This window comes from Listeria monocytogenes (genome assembly GCF_013282665.1).
Classification (GTDB): domain Bacteria; phylum Bacillota; class Bacilli; order Lactobacillales; family Listeriaceae; genus Listeria; species Listeria monocytogenes_C.
In genome coordinates this window covers 1,393,769-1,415,988 of record NZ_CP054041.1, presented here as the reverse complement: position 1 = coordinate 1,415,988, position 22,220 = coordinate 1,393,769, and the positions used below count along the sequence as shown (strand labels likewise).

The window sequence follows — 22,220 nt, the reverse complement described above, 5'->3', positions numbered from 1 at the left end:
GCGTTAACCCTTTTCACCAAATTCGTTTTTTCGACGCGAATCTTAATTTTCCCATAAAAAAACCTCCCTTAAAAATGGATTAAGGGAGGCGTGTTAGTTATTTAGCTTTTACCTTTTTGGCGGTTGTTTTCTTTTTGGGTGCATCTTTTTTTCTAACTTCCAACTTGCCATCTTTTACACCAATTTCTACGTAATCGCCTACTTTAATGTTGCCACGGAGCAATTCTTCAGAAAGCATATCTTCTACTTCTTTTTGAATAGCTCGCTTCAAAGGACGAGCTCCGTATTCTGGATCATAACCGTCTTTGGCAATTTTAGCCTTCGCACCTTCCGTCAATTTCACATGAATATCGCGTTCAGCTAAGCGTTTCGTTAATTGGGAAGTAAGCAGTGTAACAATTTGTTTCAATTCTTTTTCTTGCAGCGAATGGAATACAATTGTTTCATCAATTCGGTTGATAAACTCTGGACGGAATGCCTGTTTTAAATCTTGTAAAACACGGTGTTCCATTGCTTTATGGTCTTTAAGTGGATCAATTACATTGAAGCCCATTGATTTATCTTGTTTCATTTCTTGAGCCCCAATATTGGAAGTCATAATGATAACTGTATTTCTAAAGTCAACTACCCGTCCTTTAGAATCAGTCAAACGACCATCATCCAGCACTTGTAGCAACATATTAAATACATCCGGATGCGCTTTTTCAATTTCATCTAAAAGAACTACTGAATAAGGTTTTTGACGAACTTTTTCTGTCAGTTGCCCGCCTTCTTCATAGCCTACATAACCTGGAGGAGCCCCAACTAAACGAGCAGTGGAGAATTTCTCCATGTACTCAGACATATCAATTCGAATCATCGAATCCTCATCGCCAAACATAGATTCAGCAAGCGCGCGAGCAAGTTCCGTTTTCCCAACACCAGTGGGCCCAAGGAAAATAAAGGAACCAATTGGACGCTTAGGATCTTTAAGCCCAGCACGAGCTCGTCGTACAGCTAGCGACACAGCTTTCACCGCTGCATCTTGTCCAATCACCCGTTCATGTAAAAGTTTCTCCATATTCAAAAGTTTATTTGTCTCAGTTTCCGCAAGTTTCGCAACTGGAATTCCAGTCCAACTAGCAACTACTTCAGCGACAATCTCTTCTGTTACTTCACTATGATCAAGCCCTTGCTTTTCTTGCCAATTCGCTTTTGTTTCTTCTAATGATTTTTTAAGTTTTTGTTCTTTATCGCGTAATGACGCTGCTTTTTCAAATTCTTGCCCTTGAACAGCCGCATCTTTTTCTTTTTTCAAATCAGATAAATTATTTTCCATTTCTTTTACATTTTTTGGCGTTGTAAAAGATTTCAAACGTACTTTAGAACCAGATTCATCAATTACATCAATCGCTTTATCGGGTAAGAAACGATCAGAGATGTAACGATCAGATAGACGAACAGCAGCCTCAAGCGCTTCATCCGTAATTGCAACACGGTGATGCGCTTCATAACGATCGCGCAATCCATGTAAAATTTGAATAGATTCTTCTACAGTTGGTTCATCTACTTTGATTGGTTGGAAACGTCTCTCAAGCGCCGCATCTTTTTCGATGTACTTACGGTACTCATCCAGCGTTGTTGCCCCAATACATTGCAATTCTCCACGAGCTAGAGGTGGCTTCAAGATATTTGATGCATCAATCGCACCTTCCGCCCCACCAGCACCGATTAAAGTATGCAATTCATCAATAAATAGAATAACATTACCAGCTTGACGAATTTCATCCATTACTTTCTTCAAACGGTCTTCAAATTCACCACGATATTTTGTACCTGCTACAACAGTACCCATATCCAGTGTCATTACACGTTTTCCACGTAAGGTCTCAGGCACTTCATTACGAACAATTTGTTGCGCTAAGCCTTCTGCAATCGCTGTTTTACCAACACCTGGTTCCCCAATGAGTACCGGGTTATTTTTCGTCCGGCGACTAAGTACTTCAATCACACGTTGGATTTCTTTAGAACGACCAATAACCGGGTCCAAATTATCTTCCCGAGCAATAACTGTCAAATCACGTGCCAAACTATCTAAAGTCGGTGTAGCTTGCGTATTAGTTTGTCTTCCTGCCCCAGTAGCATCACCGCCGCCTAAGAGCTGTAGAACTTGCTGACGAGCTTTATTCAAACTAATACCAAGATTACTTAAAACGCGCGCCGCTACTCCTTCGCCTTCACGAATAAGCCCAAGTAAAATATGTTCTGTCCCCACGTAAGTGTGCCCTAATTTACGAGCCTCATCCATGGAAAGTTCAATTACTTTTTTCGCACGAGGCGTATATTGAATCGTTGTCACAGCTTTTTCCCCATGACCAATTAATCCTTCTACCTCTTGCTGCACTTTTTCAGAACTAATTCCCAGTTCATAGAGAGCTTTCGCCGCAATTCCTTCGCCTTCTCTTACAAGCCCTAATAAAATATGTTCTGTTCCTAAATTACTATGATTCAAACGCATCGCCTCTTCTTGTGACAACGCGAGTACTTTCTGAGCTCTTTGCGTAAATCGTCCAAACATCATTGTTGTTTCCTCCTTATCGTAAGCCTCATCATTTATCGCCCAAAATCTCGCGAATCACTTTGGCCCGTATTACTTTCTCTTCTAATTCATCCATATCTCGTCCTGCTTCCCTTCTCAAAAAAGCTGGTTGCGAGAATAGTACCAATTCATTCATTTTTTGGCGAGAAATATGCTCGAAAAATCCTAATTCGACTCCAAGCCTAACATCAGATATAGCGTCTGAAGCTTCTCGCATGGAAATAATTCGACAATTCATCAGTAAACCATATGACCTAAAAACTCTATCTTCCAGCGCAATATGAAATTTTTGCTTCAAAGTAGTTCTTGCTATACGTTCCTGCATAATAATTTGTTCCATGACTTGCGTTAAATCTTCCACAATTTCTGTTTCCGTTTTACCCAAAGTCACTTGATTGGAGACCTGAAAAATACTACTTGCTGGCAGACTACCTTCCCCGTATATACCTCTTACCACAAAACCAAGACTCCTAATCGCTTCAATCACACTTTTAATTCTTTTCGTCGTCACAAGTCCTGGTAAATGAACCATTACAGAAGCACGCATCCCCGTTCCAATATTCGTCACACAACTCGTCAAATATCCAAATTGTTTATCAAAAGCATAGCTCAACTTCTCTTCCACATAACCATCAATTTGCAGCGCCGCTTCTAAGGCATCAAACAACCTTAACCCAGGTGTCATACACTGAATCCGCAAATGATCTTCCTCATTTAACATAATACTCACATTCTCTTCTTCATTTAAAAGAACAGCCCCATACTCACTCTTATTCATCATATAAGGACTAATCAAATGCTTTTCTACCAAAAGAGCCTTTTCCAAATGAGAAATCTGATTCATTTTAAACAAAGTAAAATTATCATCAAAAGCATCTGCAATTTTATCAACAATTTCTTCCTTTTGCTCATAAATCGGAAACTGTTCATCCTTCAAATTTCTAGCAAGCCTAATGCGTGAACTTAACACAACATCATCGTCATCACCAGCATTTTCTAACCAAGAACTAAGCCGCGGCTCAAATACATTCATTCATCCTCACCCCCAGCCCTCAAAGCTTTAATTTCATCTCGAACAATGGCAGCTTCCTCAAATTCTTCATTTTTAACTAGTTGTGCTAACTTTTCTTGTAAGTGACTAATTTCATTTTGGATACCTTCTGCACGTTCAATCTCAGTAGGAACCTTACCAACATGATTTTTATACCCATTCTGAACACGACCAATAATTGGCACTAATTGCTCTTTAAAAGCCTCATAGCACTCCGAACATCCAACTCGATTAGTTTGTAGAAACTCTTCAAAACTAAGTTGACAATTACCACAAACGATCTCTTTCTGCGCATTTTCTTCTTTTTGCAAAAGCGTCAAGAAATCCAGAGCCACTTCACTAAAAGTGTCCATCGCTTTAACTAGATCTTTTTCGGAAGAGAGAGCCTTCTCCGTTGCGCAATCCTCACATAGATACAATGATTCCACTTTCCCAGCCTCATTTAATTGTTGCAAAGCAATAACAGCTTTATTTTCTCCACATCTTTGACAAATCATCGTCATCACACCTTAATCATATTTCAAAGCAACCAACATCGCCTCTAAAATCCTACTTCTCAAAATATCTCTATCCGGTAAAGGTAAAATTAAAACTTCACGATCTAAAGCCGCAACCATCAATCTTGCTTCTTTTTTCGTTATTACTTCTTCTTCAAGCAACCTTAAAATAACATCTTCAGAAAACGATTGAGAGACCTTTTTATCATGAACCATTGAAATAATAGCTTCTAACAATTGAAGTTTATCATTCATTTTCACTTTAATAATTCGAATATATCCACCGCCACCGCGTTTACTTTCAACAATATATCCTCGTTCCATTGTGAATCTAGTGTTTATTACATAGTTAATTTGTGAAGGTACACATTCAAATTTATCTGCAATTTCACTTCTTTTAATTTCAACTGCTTCACTAGACTCCAAAACTTGTTTCAAATAAGCTTCTATAATATCAGAAATATTTTTCATTATAAGGAATCTCCTTTCTAGTTTTTTACAAATCACTGACTTTGACTATTTTTGACTTTAATTATACTAGATATCCCTACCTATTAGCAATTTATTTATCCTATACAAACAAAAAAAGCCCTAAATAATTAGGACTTTTTCAAATTGCCCGGCAGCGACCTACTCTCGCAGGGGGAAGCCCCCAACTACCATTGGCGCAGAGAAGCTTAACTACCGTGTTCGGGATGGGAACGGGTGTGACCTTCTCGCCATAACTACCAGACAATATTGAGTTGTTGAAAGATTGCTCTCTCAAAACTAGAGAAGAAAGGGTTCAGTTAGGTAACTTCGTTTCATTTTTTGGTTAAGTCCTCGATCGATTAGTATTTGTCCGCTCCATGTATCGCTACACTTCCACTCCAAACCTATCTACCTGATCATCTTTCAGGGATCTTACTTTCCGAAGAAATGGGAAATCTCATCTTGAGGGGGGCTTCACGCTTAGATGCTTTCAGCGTTTATCCCTGCCACACATAGCTACCCAGCGATGCTCCTGGCGGAACAACTGGTACACCAGCGGTGTGTCCATCCCGGTCCTCTCGTACTAAGGACAGCTCCTCTCAAATTTCCTGCGCCCGCGACGGATAGGGACCGAACTGTCTCACGACGTTCTGAACCCAGCTCGCGTGCCGCTTTAATGGGCGAACAGCCCAACCCTTGGGACCGACTACAGCCCCAGGATGCGACGAGCCGACATCGAGGTGCCAAACCTCCCCGTCGATGTGGACTCTTGGGGGAGATAAGCCTGTTATCCCCGGGGTAGCTTTTATCCGTTGAGCGATGGCCCTTCCATGCGGAACCACCGGATCACTAAGCCCGACTTTCGTCCCTGCTCGACTTGTCAGTCTCGCAGTCAAGCTCCCTTGTGCCTTTACACTCTGCGAATGATTTCCATCCATTCTGAGGGAACCTTTGGGCGCCTCCGTTACTCTTTAGGAGGCGACCGCCCCAGTCAAACTGCCCACCTGACACTGTCTCCCCACGCGCTAAGCGTGGCGGGTTAGAATGGTCATACAGCCAGGGTAGTATCCCACCATTGCCTCCTCGTATGCTAGCGCACACGTCTCTTCGGCTCCTACCTATCCTGTACAAGCGGTACAAACATTCCATATCAGGTTGCAGTAAAGCTCCACGGGGTCTTTCCGTCCTGTCGCGGGTAACCTGCATCTTCACAGGTACTATAATTTCACCGAGTCTCTCGTTGAGACAGTGCCCAGATCGTTGCGCCTTTCGTGCGGGTCGGAACTTACCCGACAAGGAATTTCGCTACCTTAGGACCGTTATAGTTACGGCCGCCGTTTACTGGGGCTTCAATTCGTACCTTCGCCGAAGCTAAGCACTCCTCTTAACCTTCCAGCACCGGGCAGGCGTCAGCCCCTATACGTCACCTTACGGTTTTGCAGAGACCTGTGTTTTTGCTAAACAGTCGCCTGGGCCTATTCACTGCGGCTCTCTCGGGCTTGCACCCTAATAGAGCACCCCTTCTCCCGAAGTTACGGGGTCATTTTGCCGAGTTCCTTAACGAGAGTTCTCTCGCTCACCTTAGGATTCTCTCCTCATCTACCTGTGTCGGTTTGCGGTACGGGCAGTACTACTCTTCCTAGAGGCTTTTCTTGACAGCGTGAAATCAGGAACTTCCGTACTTAATTTCCTTCCCCATCACAGCTCATGCTTCGCAAGAAGCGGATTTGCCTACTTCTCACACTCACTGCTTGGACGCACATTTCCATTCGTGCGATTCCCTATCCTTCTGTGTCACCCCATCGGTTAAACAATTAGCACTGGTACAGGAATCTCTACCTGTTGTCCATCGCCTACGCCTATCGGCCTCGGCTTAGGTCCCGACTAACCCTGAGCGGACGAGCCTTCCTCAGGAAACCTTAGATATTCGGTGGAAGGGATTCTCACCCTTCTTTCGCTACTCATACCGGCATTCTCACTTCTAAGCGCTCCACCAGTCCTTCCGGTCTGACTTCACCGCCCTTAGAACGCTCTCCTACCACGAACCTCTAAAGAGGTTCATCCACAGTTTCGGTAATATGTTTAGCCCCGGTACATTTTCGGCGCGGGGTCACTCGACCAGTGAGCTATTACGCACTCTTTCAATGGTGGCTGCTTCTAAGCCAACATCCTGGTTGTCTAAGCAACCCCACATCCTTTTCCACTTAACATATATTTGGGGACCTTAACTGGTGGTCTGGGCTGTTTCCCTTTCGACTACGGATCTTATCACTCGCAGTCTGACTCCCGAGTATAAGTACATGGCATTCGGAGTTTATCTGAATTCGGTAACCCGAGAAGGGCCCCTAGTCCAAACAGTGCTCTACCTCCATGACTCTTTACCTCGAGGCTAGCCCTAAAGCTATTTCGGAGAGAACCAGCTATCTCCAAGTTCGATTGGAATTTCTCCGCTACCCACACCTCATCCCCGCACTTTTCAACGTGCGTGGGTTCGGACCTCCAGTAAGTATTACCTTACCTTCATCCTGGACATGGGTAGATCACCTGGTTTCGGGTCTACGACCTGTTACTTATGCGCCCTATTCAGACTCGCTTTCGCTACGGCTCCGCTTTTTCCGCTTAACCTTGCAACAAATCGTAACTCGCCGGTTCATTCTACAAAAGGCACGCTATCACCCATTAACGGGCTCTAACTACTTGTAGGCACACGGTTTCAGGAACTGTTTCACTCCCCTTCCGGGGTGCTTTTCACCTTTCCCTCACGGTACTGGTTCACTATCGGTCACTAGGGAGTATTTAGCCTTGGGAGATGGTCCTCCCGGATTCCGACGGAATTTCACGTGTTCCGCCGTACTCAGGATCCACTCTGGAGGGAAAGCCATTTCAACTACCGGGCTGTTACCGTCTTTGGCGGGCCTTTCCAGACCGCTTCATTTATAACTTTCTTTTGTAACTCCGTATAGAGTGTCCTACAACCCCAAGAAGCAAGCTTCTTGGTTTGGGCTCTTTCCGTTTCGCTCGCCGCTACTCAGGAAATCGATTTTTCTTTCTCTTCCTCCAGGTACTTAGATGTTTCAGTTCCCTGGGTCTGCCTTCCTTACGCTATGTATTCACGTAAGGATACTATCCGACTAAAGATAGTGGGTTCCCCCATTCGGAAATCTCTGGATCAACGCTTACGTACAGCTCCCCAAAGCATATCGGTGTTAGTCCCGTCCTTCTTCGGCTCCTAGTGCCAAGGCATCCACCGTGCGCCCTTTCTAACTTAACCAATTTACTTCTACGAAGTAAAGGTTGTTTTTCTGATTTTCTGTATCAGCGATGATACTTCCAATCAGATGAAAGATTCACTTTCAGATGATTCTCGGTTACTTGTGTCATAGATAATTACTTATCTATGCTAACTTTACTAACTTTCTTATCTAGTTTTCAAAGAACAAACATACTGAGAAGTACTAACCTCTCAAAACTGAACAAATGTAGAAGAACGAAAACACACAGGTTTCCTTTTCCTTAGAAAGGAGGTGATCCAGCCGCACCTTCCGATACGGCTACCTTGTTACGACTTCACCCCAATTATCTGTCCCACCTTCGGCGGCTGGCTCCATAAAGGTTACCCTACCGACTTCGGGTGTTACAAACTCTCGTGGTGTGACGGGCGGTGTGTACAAGGCCCGGGAACGTATTCACCGTGGCATGCTGATCCACGATTACTAGCGATTCCGGCTTCATGTAGGCGAGTTGCAGCCTACAATCCGAACTGAGAATAGTTTTATGGGATTAGCTCCACCTCGCGGCTTCGCGACCCTTTGTACTATCCATTGTAGCACGTGTGTAGCCCAGGTCATAAGGGGCATGATGATTTGACGTCATCCCCACCTTCCTCCGGCTTGCACCGGCAGTCACTTTAGAGTGCCCAACTAAATGCTGGCAACTAAAATCAAGGGTTGCGCTCGTTGCGGGACTTAACCCAACATCTCACGACACGAGCTGACGACAACCATGCACCACCTGTCACTTTGTCCCCGAAGGGAAAGCTCTGTCTCCAGAGTGGTCAAAGGATGTCAAGACCTGGTAAGGTTCTTCGCGTTGCTTCGAATTAAACCACATGCTCCACCGCTTGTGCGGGCCCCCGTCAATTCCTTTGAGTTTCAACCTTGCGGTCGTACTCCCCAGGCGGAGTGCTTAATGCGTTAGCTGCAGCACTAAGGGGCGGAAACCCCCTAACACTTAGCACTCATCGTTTACGGCGTGGACTACCAGGGTATCTAATCCTGTTTGCTCCCCACGCTTTCGCGCCTCAGCGTCAGTTACAGACCAGAGAGTCGCCTTCGCCACTGGTGTTCCTCCACATATCTACGCATTTCACCGCTACACGTGGAATTCCACTCTCCTCTTCTGCACTCCAGTCTTCCAGTTTCCAATGACCCTCCCCGGTTAAGCCGGGGGCTTTCACATCAGACTTAAAAGACCGCCTGCGCGCGCTTTACGCCCAATAAATCCGGACAACGCTTGCCACCTACGTATTACCGCGGCTGCTGGCACGTAGTTAGCCGTGGCTTTCTGGTTAGATACCGTCAAGGGACAAGCAGTTACTCTTATCCTTGTTCTTCTCTAACAACAGTACTTTACGATCCGAAAACCTTCTTCATACACGCGGCGTTGCTCCGTCAGACTTTCGTCCATTGCGGAAGATTCCCTACTGCTGCCTCCCGTAGGAGTCTGGGCCGTGTCTCAGTCCCAGTGTGGCCGATCACCCTCTCAGGTCGGCTATGCATCGTTGCCTTGGTAGGCCATTACCCTACCAACTAGCTAATGCACCGCGGGCCCATCTGTAAGCGATAGCCGAAACCATCTTTCAAAGGCGTGGCATGCGCCACATCTTATCATTCGGTATTAGCCCCGGTTTCCCGGAGTTATCCCCAACTTACAGGCAGGTTGCCCACGTGTTACTCACCCGTCCGCCACTAACTTTGGAAGAGCAAGCTCTTCCTCCGTTCGTTCGACTTGCATGTATTAGGCACGCCGCCAGCGTTCGTCCTGAGCCAGGATCAAACTCTCTTTAAAATATAAATTGAATTTGAATACTTATTCAACAACGTGAATAAGATTCCTTGCGTCAAATTGACTTCGCTAGCAATTAAATTACTAGTTTGTTTTGTTGAAAACAGCTTTCTGTTTTCTGCCCTGCGATTACCAGTGAGACTTTACGTCTCATTGCTTTTCGTCTTCTTCTTTGTTCAGTTTTCAAAGGTCACTTTTTCTTTTCAGTCGCCTTCAGCAGCAACTCTTATATCTTACTCTATTTTCTAAACAATGTCAATACATTTTTAGAAATAATTGGTGGAGCCTAGCGGGATCGAACCGCTGACCTCCTGCGTGCAAAGCAGGCGCTCTCCCAGCTGAGCTAAGGCCCCATAATAAAAAAATAAAAAATCGGGAAGACAGGATTCGAACCTGCGACCCCTTGGTCCCAAACCAAGTGCTCTACCAAGCTGAGCTACTTCCCGTTTAATAAAGTGCGCCCAAGAGGAGTCGAACCTCTAACCGCTTGATTCGTAGTCAAGTACTCTATCCAGTTGAGCTATGGGCGCATATAAAAATAATGCCGAGGACCGGAATCGAACCGGTACGGATATCACTATCCGCAGGATTTTAAGTCCTGTGCGTCTGCCAGTTCCGCCACCCCGGCATATTGGAACTTTTGTAAACAAGCGGAAGACGGGGTTCGAACCCGCGACCCCCACCTTGGCAAGGTGATGTTCTACCACTGAACTACTTCCGCATATTTTATAATAAGTGCGGGTGAAGGGACTTGAACCCCCACGCCTCGCGGCGCCAGATCCTAAATCTGGTGCGTCTGCCAATTCCGCCACACCCGCAAAAGTGAGCCGTGCTGGGTTCGAACCAGCGACCCTCTGATTAAAAGTCAGATGCTCTACCAACTGAGCTAACGGCTCCTTATAACAATATGTATTTATTATAAAGATAATATTAATGGTGCCGGCTGCAAGAGTCGAACTCGCGACCTACTGATTACAAATCAGTTGCTCTACCAACTGAGCTAAGCCGGCATAAAAAATGGAGGTTAACGGGATCGAACCGCTGACCCTCTGCTTGTAAGGCAGATGCTCTCCCAGCTGAGCTAAACCTCCAGAAATACTGCCCGGCAGCGACCTACTCTCGCAGGGGGAAGCCCCCAACTACCATTGGCGCAGAGAAGCTTAACTACCGTGTTCGGGATGGGAACGGGTGTGACCTTCTCGCCATAACTACCAGACAATATTGAGTTGTTGAAAGATTGCTCTCTCAAAACTAGAGAAGAAAGGGTTCAGTTAGGTAACTTCGTTTCATTTTTTGGTTAAGTCCTCGATCGATTAGTATTTGTCCGCTCCATGTATCGCTACACTTCCACTCCAAACCTATCTACCTGATCATCTTTCAGGGATCTTACTTTCCGAAGAAATGGGAAATCTCATCTTGAGGGGGGCTTCACGCTTAGATGCTTTCAGCGTTTATCCCTGCCACACATAGCTACCCAGCGATGCTCCTGGCGGAACAACTGGTACACCAGCGGTGTGTCCATCCCGGTCCTCTCGTACTAAGGACAGCTCCTCTCAAATTTCCTGCGCCCGCGACGGATAGGGACCGAACTGTCTCACGACGTTCTGAACCCAGCTCGCGTGCCGCTTTAATGGGCGAACAGCCCAACCCTTGGGACCGACTACAGCCCCAGGATGCGACGAGCCGACATCGAGGTGCCAAACCTCCCCGTCGATGTGGACTCTTGGGGGAGATAAGCCTGTTATCCCCGGGGTAGCTTTTATCCGTTGAGCGATGGCCCTTCCATGCGGAACCACCGGATCACTAAGCCCGACTTTCGTCCCTGCTCGACTTGTCAGTCTCGCAGTCAAGCTCCCTTGTGCCTTTACACTCTGCGAATGATTTCCATCCATTCTGAGGGAACCTTTGGGCGCCTCCGTTACTCTTTAGGAGGCGACCGCCCCAGTCAAACTGCCCACCTGACACTGTCTCCCCACGCGCTAAGCGTGGCGGGTTAGAATGGTCATACAGCCAGGGTAGTATCCCACCATTGCCTCCTCGTATGCTAGCGCACACGTCTCTTCGGCTCCTACCTATCCTGTACAAGCGGTACAAACATTCCATATCAGGTTGCAGTAAAGCTCCACGGGGTCTTTCCGTCCTGTCGCGGGTAACCTGCATCTTCACAGGTACTATAATTTCACCGAGTCTCTCGTTGAGACAGTGCCCAGATCGTTGCGCCTTTCGTGCGGGTCGGAACTTACCCGACAAGGAATTTCGCTACCTTAGGACCGTTATAGTTACGGCCGCCGTTTACTGGGGCTTCAATTCGTACCTTCGCCGAAGCTAAGCACTCCTCTTAACCTTCCAGCACCGGGCAGGCGTCAGCCCCTATACGTCACCTTACGGTTTTGCAGAGACCTGTGTTTTTGCTAAACAGTCGCCTGGGCCTATTCACTGCGGCTCTCTCGGGCTTGCACCCTAATAGAGCACCCCTTCTCCCGAAGTTACGGGGTCATTTTGCCGAGTTCCTTAACGAGAGTTCTCTCGCTCACCTTAGGATTCTCTCCTCATCTACCTGTGTCGGTTTGCGGTACGGGCAGTACTACTCTTCCTAGAGGCTTTTCTTGACAGCGTGAAATCAGGAACTTCCGTACTTAATTTCCTTCCCCATCACAGCTCATGCTTCGCAAGAAGCGGATTTGCCTACTTCTCACACTCACTGCTTGGACGCACATTTCCATTCGTGCGATTCCCTATCCTTCTGTGTCACCCCATCGGTTAAACAATTAGCACTGGTACAGGAATCTCTACCTGTTGTCCATCGCCTACGCCTATCGGCCTCGGCTTAGGTCCCGACTAACCCTGAGCGGACGAGCCTTCCTCAGGAAACCTTAGATATTCGGTGGAAGGGATTCTCACCCTTCTTTCGCTACTCATACCGGCATTCTCACTTCTAAGCGCTCCACCAGTCCTTCCGGTCTGACTTCACCGCCCTTAGAACGCTCTCCTACCACGAACCTCTAAAGAGGTTCATCCACAGTTTCGGTAATATGTTTAGCCCCGGTACATTTTCGGCGCGGGGTCACTCGACCAGTGAGCTATTACGCACTCTTTCAATGGTGGCTGCTTCTAAGCCAACATCCTGGTTGTCTAAGCAACCCCACATCCTTTTCCACTTAACATATATTTGGGGACCTTAACTGGTGGTCTGGGCTGTTTCCCTTTCGACTACGGATCTTATCACTCGCAGTCTGACTCCCGAGTATAAGTACATGGCATTCGGAGTTTATCTGAATTCGGTAACCCGAGAAGGGCCCCTAGTCCAAACAGTGCTCTACCTCCATGACTCTTTACCTCGAGGCTAGCCCTAAAGCTATTTCGGAGAGAACCAGCTATCTCCAAGTTCGATTGGAATTTCTCCGCTACCCACACCTCATCCCCGCACTTTTCAACGTGCGTGGGTTCGGACCTCCAGTAAGTATTACCTTACCTTCATCCTGGACATGGGTAGATCACCTGGTTTCGGGTCTACGACCTGTTACTTATGCGCCCTATTCAGACTCGCTTTCGCTACGGCTCCGCTTTTTCCGCTTAACCTTGCAACAAATCGTAACTCGCCGGTTCATTCTACAAAAGGCACGCTATCACCCATTAACGGGCTCTAACTACTTGTAGGCACACGGTTTCAGGAACTGTTTCACTCCCCTTCCGGGGTGCTTTTCACCTTTCCCTCACGGTACTGGTTCACTATCGGTCACTAGGGAGTATTTAGCCTTGGGAGATGGTCCTCCCGGATTCCGACGGAATTTCACGTGTTCCGCCGTACTCAGGATCCACTCTGGAGGGAAAGCCATTTCAACTACCGGGCTGTTACCGTCTTTGGCGGGCCTTTCCAGACCGCTTCATTTATAACTTTCTTTTGTAACTCCGTATAGAGTGTCCTACAACCCCAAGAAGCAAGCTTCTTGGTTTGGGCTCTTTCCGTTTCGCTCGCCGCTACTCAGGAAATCGATTTTTCTTTCTCTTCCTCCAGGTACTTAGATGTTTCAGTTCCCTGGGTCTGCCTTCCTTACGCTATGTATTCACGTAAGGATACTATCCGACTAAAGATAGTGGGTTCCCCCATTCGGAAATCTCTGGATCAACGCTTACGTACAGCTCCCCAAAGCATATCGGTGTTAGTCCCGTCCTTCTTCGGCTCCTAGTGCCAAGGCATCCACCGTGCGCCCTTTCTAACTTAACCAATTTACTTCTACGAAGTAAAGGTTGTTTTTCTGATTTTCTGTATCAGCGATGATACTTCCAATCAGATGAAAGATTCACTTTCAGATGATTCTCGGTTACTTGTGTCATAGATAATTACTTATCTATGCTAACTTTACTAACTTTCTTATCTAGTTTTCAAAGAACAAACATACTGAGAAGTACTAACCTCTCAAAACTGAACAAATGTAGAAGAACGAAAACACACAGGTTTCCTTTTCCTTAGAAAGGAGGTGATCCAGCCGCACCTTCCGATACGGCTACCTTGTTACGACTTCACCCCAATTATCTGTCCCACCTTCGGCGGCTGGCTCCATAAAGGTTACCCTACCGACTTCGGGTGTTACAAACTCTCGTGGTGTGACGGGCGGTGTGTACAAGGCCCGGGAACGTATTCACCGTGGCATGCTGATCCACGATTACTAGCGATTCCGGCTTCATGTAGGCGAGTTGCAGCCTACAATCCGAACTGAGAATAGTTTTATGGGATTAGCTCCACCTCGCGGCTTCGCGACCCTTTGTACTATCCATTGTAGCACGTGTGTAGCCCAGGTCATAAGGGGCATGATGATTTGACGTCATCCCCACCTTCCTCCGGCTTGCACCGGCAGTCACTTTAGAGTGCCCAACTAAATGCTGGCAACTAAAATCAAGGGTTGCGCTCGTTGCGGGACTTAACCCAACATCTCACGACACGAGCTGACGACAACCATGCACCACCTGTCACTTTGTCCCCGAAGGGAAAGCTCTGTTTCCAGAGTGGTCAAAGGATGTCAAGACCTGGTAAGGTTCTTCGCGTTGCTTCGAATTAAACCACATGCTCCACCGCTTGTGCGGGCCCCCGTCAATTCCTTTGAGTTTCAACCTTGCGGTCGTACTCCCCAGGCGGAGTGCTTAATGCGTTAGCTGCAGCACTAAGGGGCGGAAACCCCCTAACACTTAGCACTCATCGTTTACGGCGTGGACTACCAGGGTATCTAATCCTGTTTGCTCCCCACGCTTTCGCGCCTCAGCGTCAGTTACAGACCAGAGAGTCGCCTTCGCCACTGGTGTTCCTCCACATATCTACGCATTTCACCGCTACACGTGGAATTCCACTCTCCTCTTCTGCACTCCAGTCTTCCAGTTTCCAATGACCCTCCCCGGTTAAGCCGGGGGCTTTCACATCAGACTTAAAAGACCGCCTGCGCGCGCTTTACGCCCAATAAATCCGGACAACGCTTGCCACCTACGTATTACCGCGGCTGCTGGCACGTAGTTAGCCGTGGCTTTCTGGTTAGATACCGTCAAGGGACAAGCAGTTACTCTTATCCTTGTTCTTCTCTAACAACAGTACTTTACGATCCGAAAACCTTCTTCATACACGCGGCGTTGCTCCGTCAGACTTTCGTCCATTGCGGAAGATTCCCTACTGCTGCCTCCCGTAGGAGTCTGGGCCGTGTCTCAGTCCCAGTGTGGCCGATCACCCTCTCAGGTCGGCTATGCATCGTTGCCTTGGTAGGCCATTACCCTACCAACTAGCTAATGCACCGCGGGCCCATCTGTAAGCGATAGCCGAAACCATCTTTCAAAGGCGTGGCATGCGCCACATCTTATCATTCGGTATTAGCCCCGGTTTCCCGGAGTTATCCCCAACTTACAGGCAGGTTGCCCACGTGTTACTCACCCGTCCGCCACTAACTTTGGAAGAGCAAGCTCTTCCTCCGTTCGTTCGACTTGCATGTATTAGGCACGCCGCCAGCGTTCGTCCTGAGCCAGGATCAAACTCTCTTTAAAATATAAATTGAATTTGAATACTTATTCAACACCGTGAATAAGATCCCTTGCGTCAAATTGACTTCGCTAGCAATTAAATTACTAGTTTGTTTTGTTGAAAACAGCTTTCTGTTTTCTGCCCTGCGATTACCAGTGAGACTTTACGTCTCATTGCTTTTCGTCTTCTTTTTTGTTCAGTTTTCAAAGGTCACTTTTTCTTTTTCGCCGCCTTTAGCAGCAACTCTTATATCTTACTCTATCCCAGCATCAAAGTCAAGATGTTTTTTCAAAAAAATTTAATTTCTTGAAGAACATTTTGCATTTGTTTAACTGGAACGTTTATAAATATATCATGTTTTTATGGGTATTGCAAGCATATTTTATGAAAAAGTTTCTCTTTGGCAAATTTGTTTTTTTCTAAGAAAATATCAAAAACCAGAACCAACATAATCGGTTCTGGTTTTTTGGTTAATCGCGGTGTTTCATGGTTGGGAATAATAGAATATCACGAATAGATGGGGCGTTTGTTAATAGCATTACCAAGCGATCTATACCTATCCCAAGCCCACCAGTTGGCGGTAGACCATATTCTAACGCTTCAAGGAAGTCCGCATCCATTCCGTGCGCTTCATCATTTCCTTGTTCACGTTCTTTCATTTGTGCTTCAAAACGTTCTCTTTGATCGATAGGATCATTTAACTCTGAAAATGCATTTGCATGTTCGCGACCAACGATAAACAGTTCAAAGCGGTCAGTGAAACGTTCATCATCTTTGTTTTTCTTCGCTAATGGAGAAATCTCTACTGGGTGCCCGTAAACAAATGTTGGTTGAATAAGTTTTTCTTCTACATGTGTTTCAAAAAACTCATTTAGGATGTGTCCATATGTCATATGTTCCGTTACTGGTACATCATGTTTTTTAGCTAGTTCGCGCGCTTCCTCGTCAGAAGTTACGTTCCAGAAATCTACACCTACATATTCTTTTACCGCGTCTGCCATGTGGATACGGCGCCAGTTCGGAGTTAAATCTACTTTGTATTCGCCGTATGTTATTTCAGTTGTTCCATTTACTTGTTTACATACTGTAGATACTAAACCTTCTACTAGGTTCATAACATCTTCGTAATCTTCATACGCTGCATAAGATTCTAACATTGTAAATTCAGGGTTGTGTCGTGTGGATGTTCCTTCATTACGGAAAACACGACCGATTTCATATACTTTGTCCATCCCGCCGACAATTAGGCGTTTCAGATGAAGTTCTAATGCAATGCGTAAGTATAGTTCCATATCAAGTGCGTTATGGTGTGTAATGAATGGTTTCGCAGCAGCCCCACCTGCAATCGTGTGAAGTACTGGTGTTTCGACTTCCAAGAAACCTTGGCTATCCATGTAATCACGGGTGTATTTCAAAATTTTACTACGCATTACGAAGCGGTTTTGACTTTCTTCGTTGGTGATTAAATCTAAGTAGCGTTGGCGATAGCGTTGTTCTACGTCTTTTAAGCCATGGTATTTATCAGGAAGCGGACGTAATGATTTAGATAATAGCGTGAACTCTGTTGCTTTAACGGAAAGCTCACCTGTATTGGTACGGAAAATAGTTCCTTTTATACCAATAATGTCGCCTAAGTCTGCTAATTTGAAAACTGCATATGCATCTTCGCCAATGGCATCTTTGCGGATATAAATTTGCAATTGATGGAAACGGTCTTGAATATGCGTGAAACCTACTTTACCTTTTACACGTTTCGTCATAATACGTCCTGCTACAGAAACTTCAATAGCATCTTCTTCAAGTTCTTCTTTTGATTTATCAGCGAATTTTGTTTCAATTTCTTCCGGGCTGATGGAACGGATGAATTTTTCGCCAAAAGGATCTATGCCTTCTTCGCGTAATGTGTCCACTTTTTCGCGACGGACGATGAGTTGGTCATTTAGTTCTTCATGATTCTCGTTACTCATATAGGTACACTCCTATTCTATTCATTTCTACAGATGTTTCCATTATACGCTTTTTTGGTCTGGTTTTTCTAGTATAAATTTAAAAATTGCCCCGAAATCTCGAGGCAACCCTAATTAGTCTTGTTTTGCTAATGCTTTTTCTTCATATTGAAGAACAAATTCATTTAAAATTGCTTCCATTTCTGATTGCTTTGTCGCTTGGTTAGCAGCTACTTTGGCGCGCGTACTTCCCCTAGCACCTTTTAGGTAGTATGCCGCATGTTGTCTGAATTCCCGAACAGCGATGTTTTCACCTTTTAACTCAACTAAGCGATTTAGATGAAGCATGGCAGTTTGCATTTTTTCGCGTGGTTCTGGTTCTGGAAGAAGTTCGCCTGTTTCTAAGAATTTCACAGTACGGTAAATCATCCACGGATTCCCAAGAGCAGCGCGGCCAATCATTACGCCATCAGCGCCAGTATGTTCTAAAATTCTTTTTGCGTCTTCAGGTGTTTTGACATCGCCATTAGCCATGAACGGGATTTTAAGTTCGCGTTTTACGTCTCTAAGTACATCCCAGTTCGCGCTACCTTCGTACATTTGCACACGAGTCCGACCGTGCATCGCAACAGCAGCAGCTCCGGCGCGTTCAGCTGCAAGCGCATTTTCAATAGCGAAGACATGCTCTTCGTCCCAGCCAATACGCATTTTCACTGTTACTGGTTTATCTACAGCATCGACAACAGCCGCTACCATATCATACACTTTATTTGGATCAAGCAGCCATTTCGCTCCAGCTTCACATTTAATGATTTTATTTACCGGACAACCCATATTAATGTCAATAATATCTGCTGTTGTATTTTCAGCTACGAATTTCGCAGCTTCTACAAGCGTTTCTTTCTCACCACCAAAAATTTGTAAGCTCAGCGGTTTTTCTTTTTCATCAATATATAGCATATCAAGCGTTTTAGCATTACGGTATGCGATTCCTTTGTCACTAATCATTTCACAGCATACAAGACCTGCTCCGAATTCTTTGACTGTTAGACGAAATGCGGAATTGGATATACCGGCCATTGGTGCCACAACTACTTGGTTTTTAATTTCTACGTTACCTATTTTAAACATTAATGGTAAACCCCTTCCTCTTAAATTGCGCTAGTGATATGTTATCATAATCAGTTTTTTCTGCAAGTGCCAATTTTACCAGTTGACTTGATTTTTTATTTTCCGAACGCCTTGTTCTTCCAAAATGGCTGGATCCTCTACAAGATTGCTTTTTTCTGGTGAAATCTCTATGAGTGGAATCAACACAAAAGCGCGTTCTTTCATATAAGGATGTGGTATTTTTAGCTTTTCTGTATCGATTTTAACATCATCATATAATAAAACATCAATATCAATGAGTCTTGGCCCCCACTTAAACAATCGAACTCGCCCCAATTCAAGTTCGAGCGCGAGGCAAAAATCTAGTAAATCAACTGGCGAAAAATCTGTTTCAATTTCTACAGCGATATTTAAAAATGCTGCTTGATCTTCGTAACCTACTGCGTCTGTTTCGTATACGCTAGATACATTGGTAATTTTAATTTGATCTGAAGCGGCTAAACCACTTAATGCATCATTTAAATTTTCTAAACGTTCGCCAATGTTGGTACCAATTGATAGAAATGCTTTAGCCATTCAAATCACTTCTTTTACGTTCAATTTCTACTGCAACAGAATCATAATGTCCCGGAATGGGAGGATTGGGTTTAATAAGTTTTACAGTCACTTCTTCTAATAGAGGATAACCAGTTAAAACTTCCGTTGCAATTTTTTCGGCAAGTGCCTCGATTAATTTAAATGGCGTTCCTTCCACTATTTCTTTTACTGTTTCATAAACCTCTGCATAGCTGACTGTGTCGTCTACGCTGTCCGAAACTCCTGCTTTTTTAGTAGAAAGACCGAGAATAAGCGATACTCTAAACGTTTGCCCTAATTTCGTTTCTTCCGCTAAAACTCCGTGATATCCGTAAAACACTAATTCATTTAAATAAATTTTATCCAACTAAAGCACCTCTTTATAATTTTGTAATATCTAATTTGCCAGTAATCGCATCCGTCATTCTTACCATGCGCGCAATTGGAAGCACATCGTGTACACGAGTAATGGTGCAACCTTTCGAAAATCCATATACCGTTGTCGCTCCAGTTCCCTCCATTCTATCCTCTGGAGTAGTTCCTAAGACGAGACCAATTGTTGACTTTCTACTCGTACCAAGTAAAACCTCGTAACCAAGTTCCACTATCTCATCAATGCGTCGTAATACCTCCAAATTCTGCGCAGGCGTTTTAACAAAACCGAAACCCGGATCTAGAATAATGTGTTCATCTGGCACGGATGCCGCTTTAGCAATTGCAACACTTTCTAATAAATCTTTCTTTACATCTTCCAGAAAATTATCATATTGTTTATTTTCGCGGTTATGCATCAGACAAATCGGTACGTTGTATTTCGCAGCCACTTCCGCAATTTTCGGTTCTTTTTTTGCGCCCCATTGATCATTTATCATATTTGCTCCTGCTAAAATAGCTTTTTCAGCTACTTCGGCGCGCCAAGTATCAACAGAAATCCATATATCCGGAAGTTTCGCCCTAACAGCTTTAATAACAGGAATAATTCGGGTAAGTTCTTCCTCAGGCGTTACTTCTGTAAAACCAGGACGAGTAGATATTCCGCCAACGTCAATAATCGCCGCTCCATCTTCTGCCATTCGCAAAGCTCGAGCCACCGCTTCTTCTACTTGCATATATTTTCCACCATCCGAAAAAGAATCTGGCGTAACATTCAATATTCCCATGACCATCCCTAGGTGATCTCTTTTCCACTTCTTCAAGCACAAACACCTCTTTCCGAGATTTATTATAGCAGAATTCAGTGATTTTAGCGCACAAAAAAACCGATGCGGAAAAGGGAGTAAACCGCATCGGTCAAAAAGGGAGTTTGGGATCTTCATTCTAAAGGGGGGAGAAGAATGAAAATGTTTTGCTTGTTGTTAGCTTATGACTATATATTAACCAAGTTTTTGGTGGATATGCTGTGATTTTTGTTAAAGTTCCATGAGATTTCTCCGTTTTTCTTTTCATTTTTAGGCATCAAAAAAACCAGTGTGGAAAAAGGGAGTAAACCACACTGGTCAAAAAGGGAGTTTGGGATTTTCATTCTAAAAAGGGGAAAGAATGAAAATGTTTTGCTTGTTGTTAGCTTATGACTATATATTAACCGAGTTTTTGGTGGATATGCTGTGATTTTTGTTAAAGTTTCATGAGATTTTTCGGTTTTTCTTTTCATTTTTGGGCATTAAAAAACCAGTGTGGAAAAAGGGAGTAAACCACACTGGTCAAAAAGGGAGTTTGGGATTTTCACTCTAAAAGGGGAAAGAATGAAAATGTTTTGCTTGTTGTTAGCTTATGATTATATATTAACTAAGAAAAGAAAATTTCCGCTGTGCGTTTGATTAGAAAATAGTAAGAAATACATTTAATTCTTTTCATAAAAAAAGAGCCTAGAAAATCTAGGCTCCAGTTTATTAATCTTCAAAATTATAAAGTGGTGTACTTAAATAGCGTTCACCATTACTTGCAACGATTGCAAGTACTTTTTTGCCTGCACCAAGTTCTTTTGCAAGGTCTAGAGCTGCTTTAACAGTTGCGCCAGAAGAAATACCTACTAAGATACCTTCTTTTTTCGCTACTTCGCGTGCTGTTTCTAACGCATCTTCACTTGAAACTTTTAAAATACCATCATAAACTTTTGTATCTAATGTGTCTGGTACGAAGCCAGCGCCGATACCTTGGATTTTATGAGGTGATGGAGAACCTCCGCTAAGTACTGGGGATTCTTCTGGCTCAAGAGCATAGATTTTAACATCTGGATAGTTCTTTTTCAGTACATGTCCTACACCAGTTACTGTTCCGCCTGTTCCAACTCCTGCGATGAAAGCATCTAAGCCATCTTTACCGAAAGCTTCAACGATTTCTGGTCCAGTTGTTTCTTCATGGACAGCTGGGTTTGCTGGGTTGTGGAATTGTTGTGGAACAAAATAGTTATTTTCTTTTGCAAGTTCTTCCGCTTTAGCAATTGCGCCTTTCATGCCGTCTGGTCCCGGTGTTAAAACTAATTTTGCACCGTAAGCTTGAAGTAATTTGCGACGTTCTAAGCTCATTGTTTCCGGCATTACGAAGATTGCTTGGTAGCCTTTTGCTGCTGCTACCATTGCTAGGCCGATACCAGTATTCCCACTAGTTGGCTCAATAATTGTGTCGCCTGGTTTTAATGCACCAGATTTTTCAGCGCTTTCGATCATAGCGTTAGCAATACGGTCTTTTACGCTGCCACCTGGATTTTGGAATTCTAATTTTACGTATACATCAGCGCTTCCTGCTTCTGGTAAACGATTAAGTTTCACAATAGGTGTCTTTCCAATTAAATCAGTGATTGAATTTGCAATTGTCATTATTAAAGCACTCCTATCTATTTTAGGTCTTTCATTTAGTTTAATTAATTCCGACCTGTTTTGTCAAGTTTAACCTCTTTTAAAAAGGAGCAACCCATTAGGCGCTCCTTTTT

Annotated in this window: 10 protein-coding genes, 9 tRNA genes and 6 rRNA genes; all 25 read right to left on the bottom strand. The window is 44.6% G+C overall.

What is annotated here, in order from left to right:
• Positions 1-97: 97 nt before the first annotated feature.
• Positions 98-2,560, bottom strand: coding sequence for an ATP-dependent Clp protease ATP-binding subunit (locus HRK21_RS07125; RefSeq protein ID WP_003737956.1), 2,463 nt, complete (start codon positions 2,558-2,560; stop codon positions 98-100).
• Between the two features lie 28 nt (positions 2,561-2,588).
• Positions 2,589-3,611, bottom strand: a complete 1,023-nt coding sequence (locus tag HRK21_RS07120) for a protein arginine kinase (RefSeq protein ID WP_069887667.1) — start codon at positions 3,609-3,611, stop codon at positions 2,589-2,591.
• The gene (locus HRK21_RS07115; protein WP_003737954.1) at positions 3,608-4,126 is read right to left on the bottom strand and encodes a UvrB/UvrC motif-containing protein; all 519 of its coding nucleotides are present in this window, start codon (positions 4,124-4,126) and stop codon (positions 3,608-3,610) included. The genes HRK21_RS07120 and HRK21_RS07115 overlap by 4 nt, the downstream gene beginning before the upstream one ends.
• A 12-nt stretch (positions 4,127-4,138) precedes the next feature.
• A complete protein-coding gene (locus HRK21_RS07110; protein ID WP_003723894.1) occupies positions 4,139-4,597 on the bottom strand; it encodes a CtsR family transcriptional regulator in 459 nt (152 codons plus the stop codon).
• Positions 4,598-4,743: 146 nt separating this feature from the next.
• Positions 4,744-4,859: ribosomal RNA gene (gene rrf / locus HRK21_RS07105) — 5S ribosomal RNA — on the bottom strand.
• A 77-nt stretch (positions 4,860-4,936) separates the two neighbouring features.
• Positions 4,937-7,868 (bottom strand): 23S ribosomal RNA (locus tag HRK21_RS07100).
• Positions 7,869-8,114: 246 nt separating this feature from the next.
• Positions 8,115-9,664 (bottom strand): 16S ribosomal RNA (locus HRK21_RS07095).
• A 274-nt stretch (positions 9,665-9,938) separates the two neighbouring features.
• Positions 9,939-10,014, bottom strand: a tRNA-Ala gene (locus tag HRK21_RS07090).
• A gap of 19 nt (positions 10,015-10,033) precedes the next feature.
• Positions 10,034-10,107, bottom strand: a tRNA-Pro gene (locus HRK21_RS07085).
• A gap of 10 nt (positions 10,108-10,117) precedes the next feature.
• Positions 10,118-10,191 (bottom strand) — tRNA-Arg (locus HRK21_RS07080).
• Between the two features lie 12 nt (positions 10,192-10,203).
• Positions 10,204-10,289: transfer RNA gene (locus HRK21_RS07075), tRNA-Leu, on the bottom strand.
• A gap of 21 nt (positions 10,290-10,310) precedes the next feature.
• Positions 10,311-10,382: transfer RNA gene (locus HRK21_RS07070), tRNA-Gly, on the bottom strand.
• Positions 10,383-10,397: 15 nt separating this feature from the next.
• A tRNA-Leu gene (locus tag HRK21_RS07065) sits at positions 10,398-10,479 on the bottom strand.
• Positions 10,480-10,484: 5 nt separating this feature from the next.
• Positions 10,485-10,557 (bottom strand) — tRNA-Lys (locus HRK21_RS07060).
• 38 nt (positions 10,558-10,595) lie between these two features.
• Positions 10,596-10,671, bottom strand: a tRNA-Thr gene (locus HRK21_RS07055).
• A gap of 8 nt (positions 10,672-10,679) precedes the next feature.
• A tRNA-Val gene (locus HRK21_RS07050) sits at positions 10,680-10,752 on the bottom strand.
• Between the two features lie 9 nt (positions 10,753-10,761).
• Positions 10,762-10,877 (bottom strand): 5S ribosomal RNA (gene rrf, locus HRK21_RS07045).
• A 77-nt stretch (positions 10,878-10,954) separates the two neighbouring features.
• Positions 10,955-13,886, bottom strand: a 23S ribosomal RNA gene (locus HRK21_RS07040).
• Between the two features lie 246 nt (positions 13,887-14,132).
• Positions 14,133-15,682 (bottom strand): 16S ribosomal RNA (locus tag HRK21_RS07035).
• The 16S, 23S and 5S rRNA genes sit together here with 9 tRNA genes alongside, the layout of an rRNA operon.
• 447 nt (positions 15,683-16,129) lie before the next feature.
• Entirely contained in the window at positions 16,130-17,626 is a 1,497-nt protein-coding gene (lysS, locus tag HRK21_RS07030) for a lysine--tRNA ligase (protein ID WP_069887621.1), read from the bottom strand.
• Positions 17,627-17,740: 114 nt separating this feature from the next.
• A complete protein-coding gene (dusB, locus tag HRK21_RS07025; RefSeq protein ID WP_070006421.1) occupies positions 17,741-18,736 on the bottom strand; it encodes a tRNA dihydrouridine synthase DusB in 996 nt (331 codons plus the stop codon).
• 75 nt (positions 18,737-18,811) lie between these two features.
• The gene (gene folK, locus HRK21_RS07020; RefSeq protein ID WP_070006420.1) at positions 18,812-19,291 is read right to left on the bottom strand and encodes a 2-amino-4-hydroxy-6-hydroxymethyldihydropteridine diphosphokinase; all 480 of its coding nucleotides are present in this window, start codon (positions 19,289-19,291) and stop codon (positions 18,812-18,814) included.
• On the bottom strand, positions 19,284-19,658 hold the full coding sequence (gene folB, locus HRK21_RS07015; RefSeq protein ID WP_003735355.1) for a dihydroneopterin aldolase: 375 nt from the start codon (positions 19,656-19,658) through the stop codon (positions 19,284-19,286). Before folB ends, folK begins: the two co-directional genes overlap by 8 nt.
• A gap of 13 nt (positions 19,659-19,671) precedes the next feature.
• Entirely contained in the window at positions 19,672-20,487 is an 816-nt protein-coding gene (folP, locus tag HRK21_RS07010; RefSeq protein WP_077952245.1) for a dihydropteroate synthase, read from the bottom strand.
• A 693-nt stretch (positions 20,488-21,180) separates the two neighbouring features.
• Complete coding sequence (cysK, locus tag HRK21_RS07005; protein ID WP_003725748.1) at positions 21,181-22,107, bottom strand: cysteine synthase A; 927 nt, start codon at positions 22,105-22,107, stop codon at positions 21,181-21,183.
• Between the last annotated feature and the right edge of the window lie 113 nt (positions 22,108-22,220).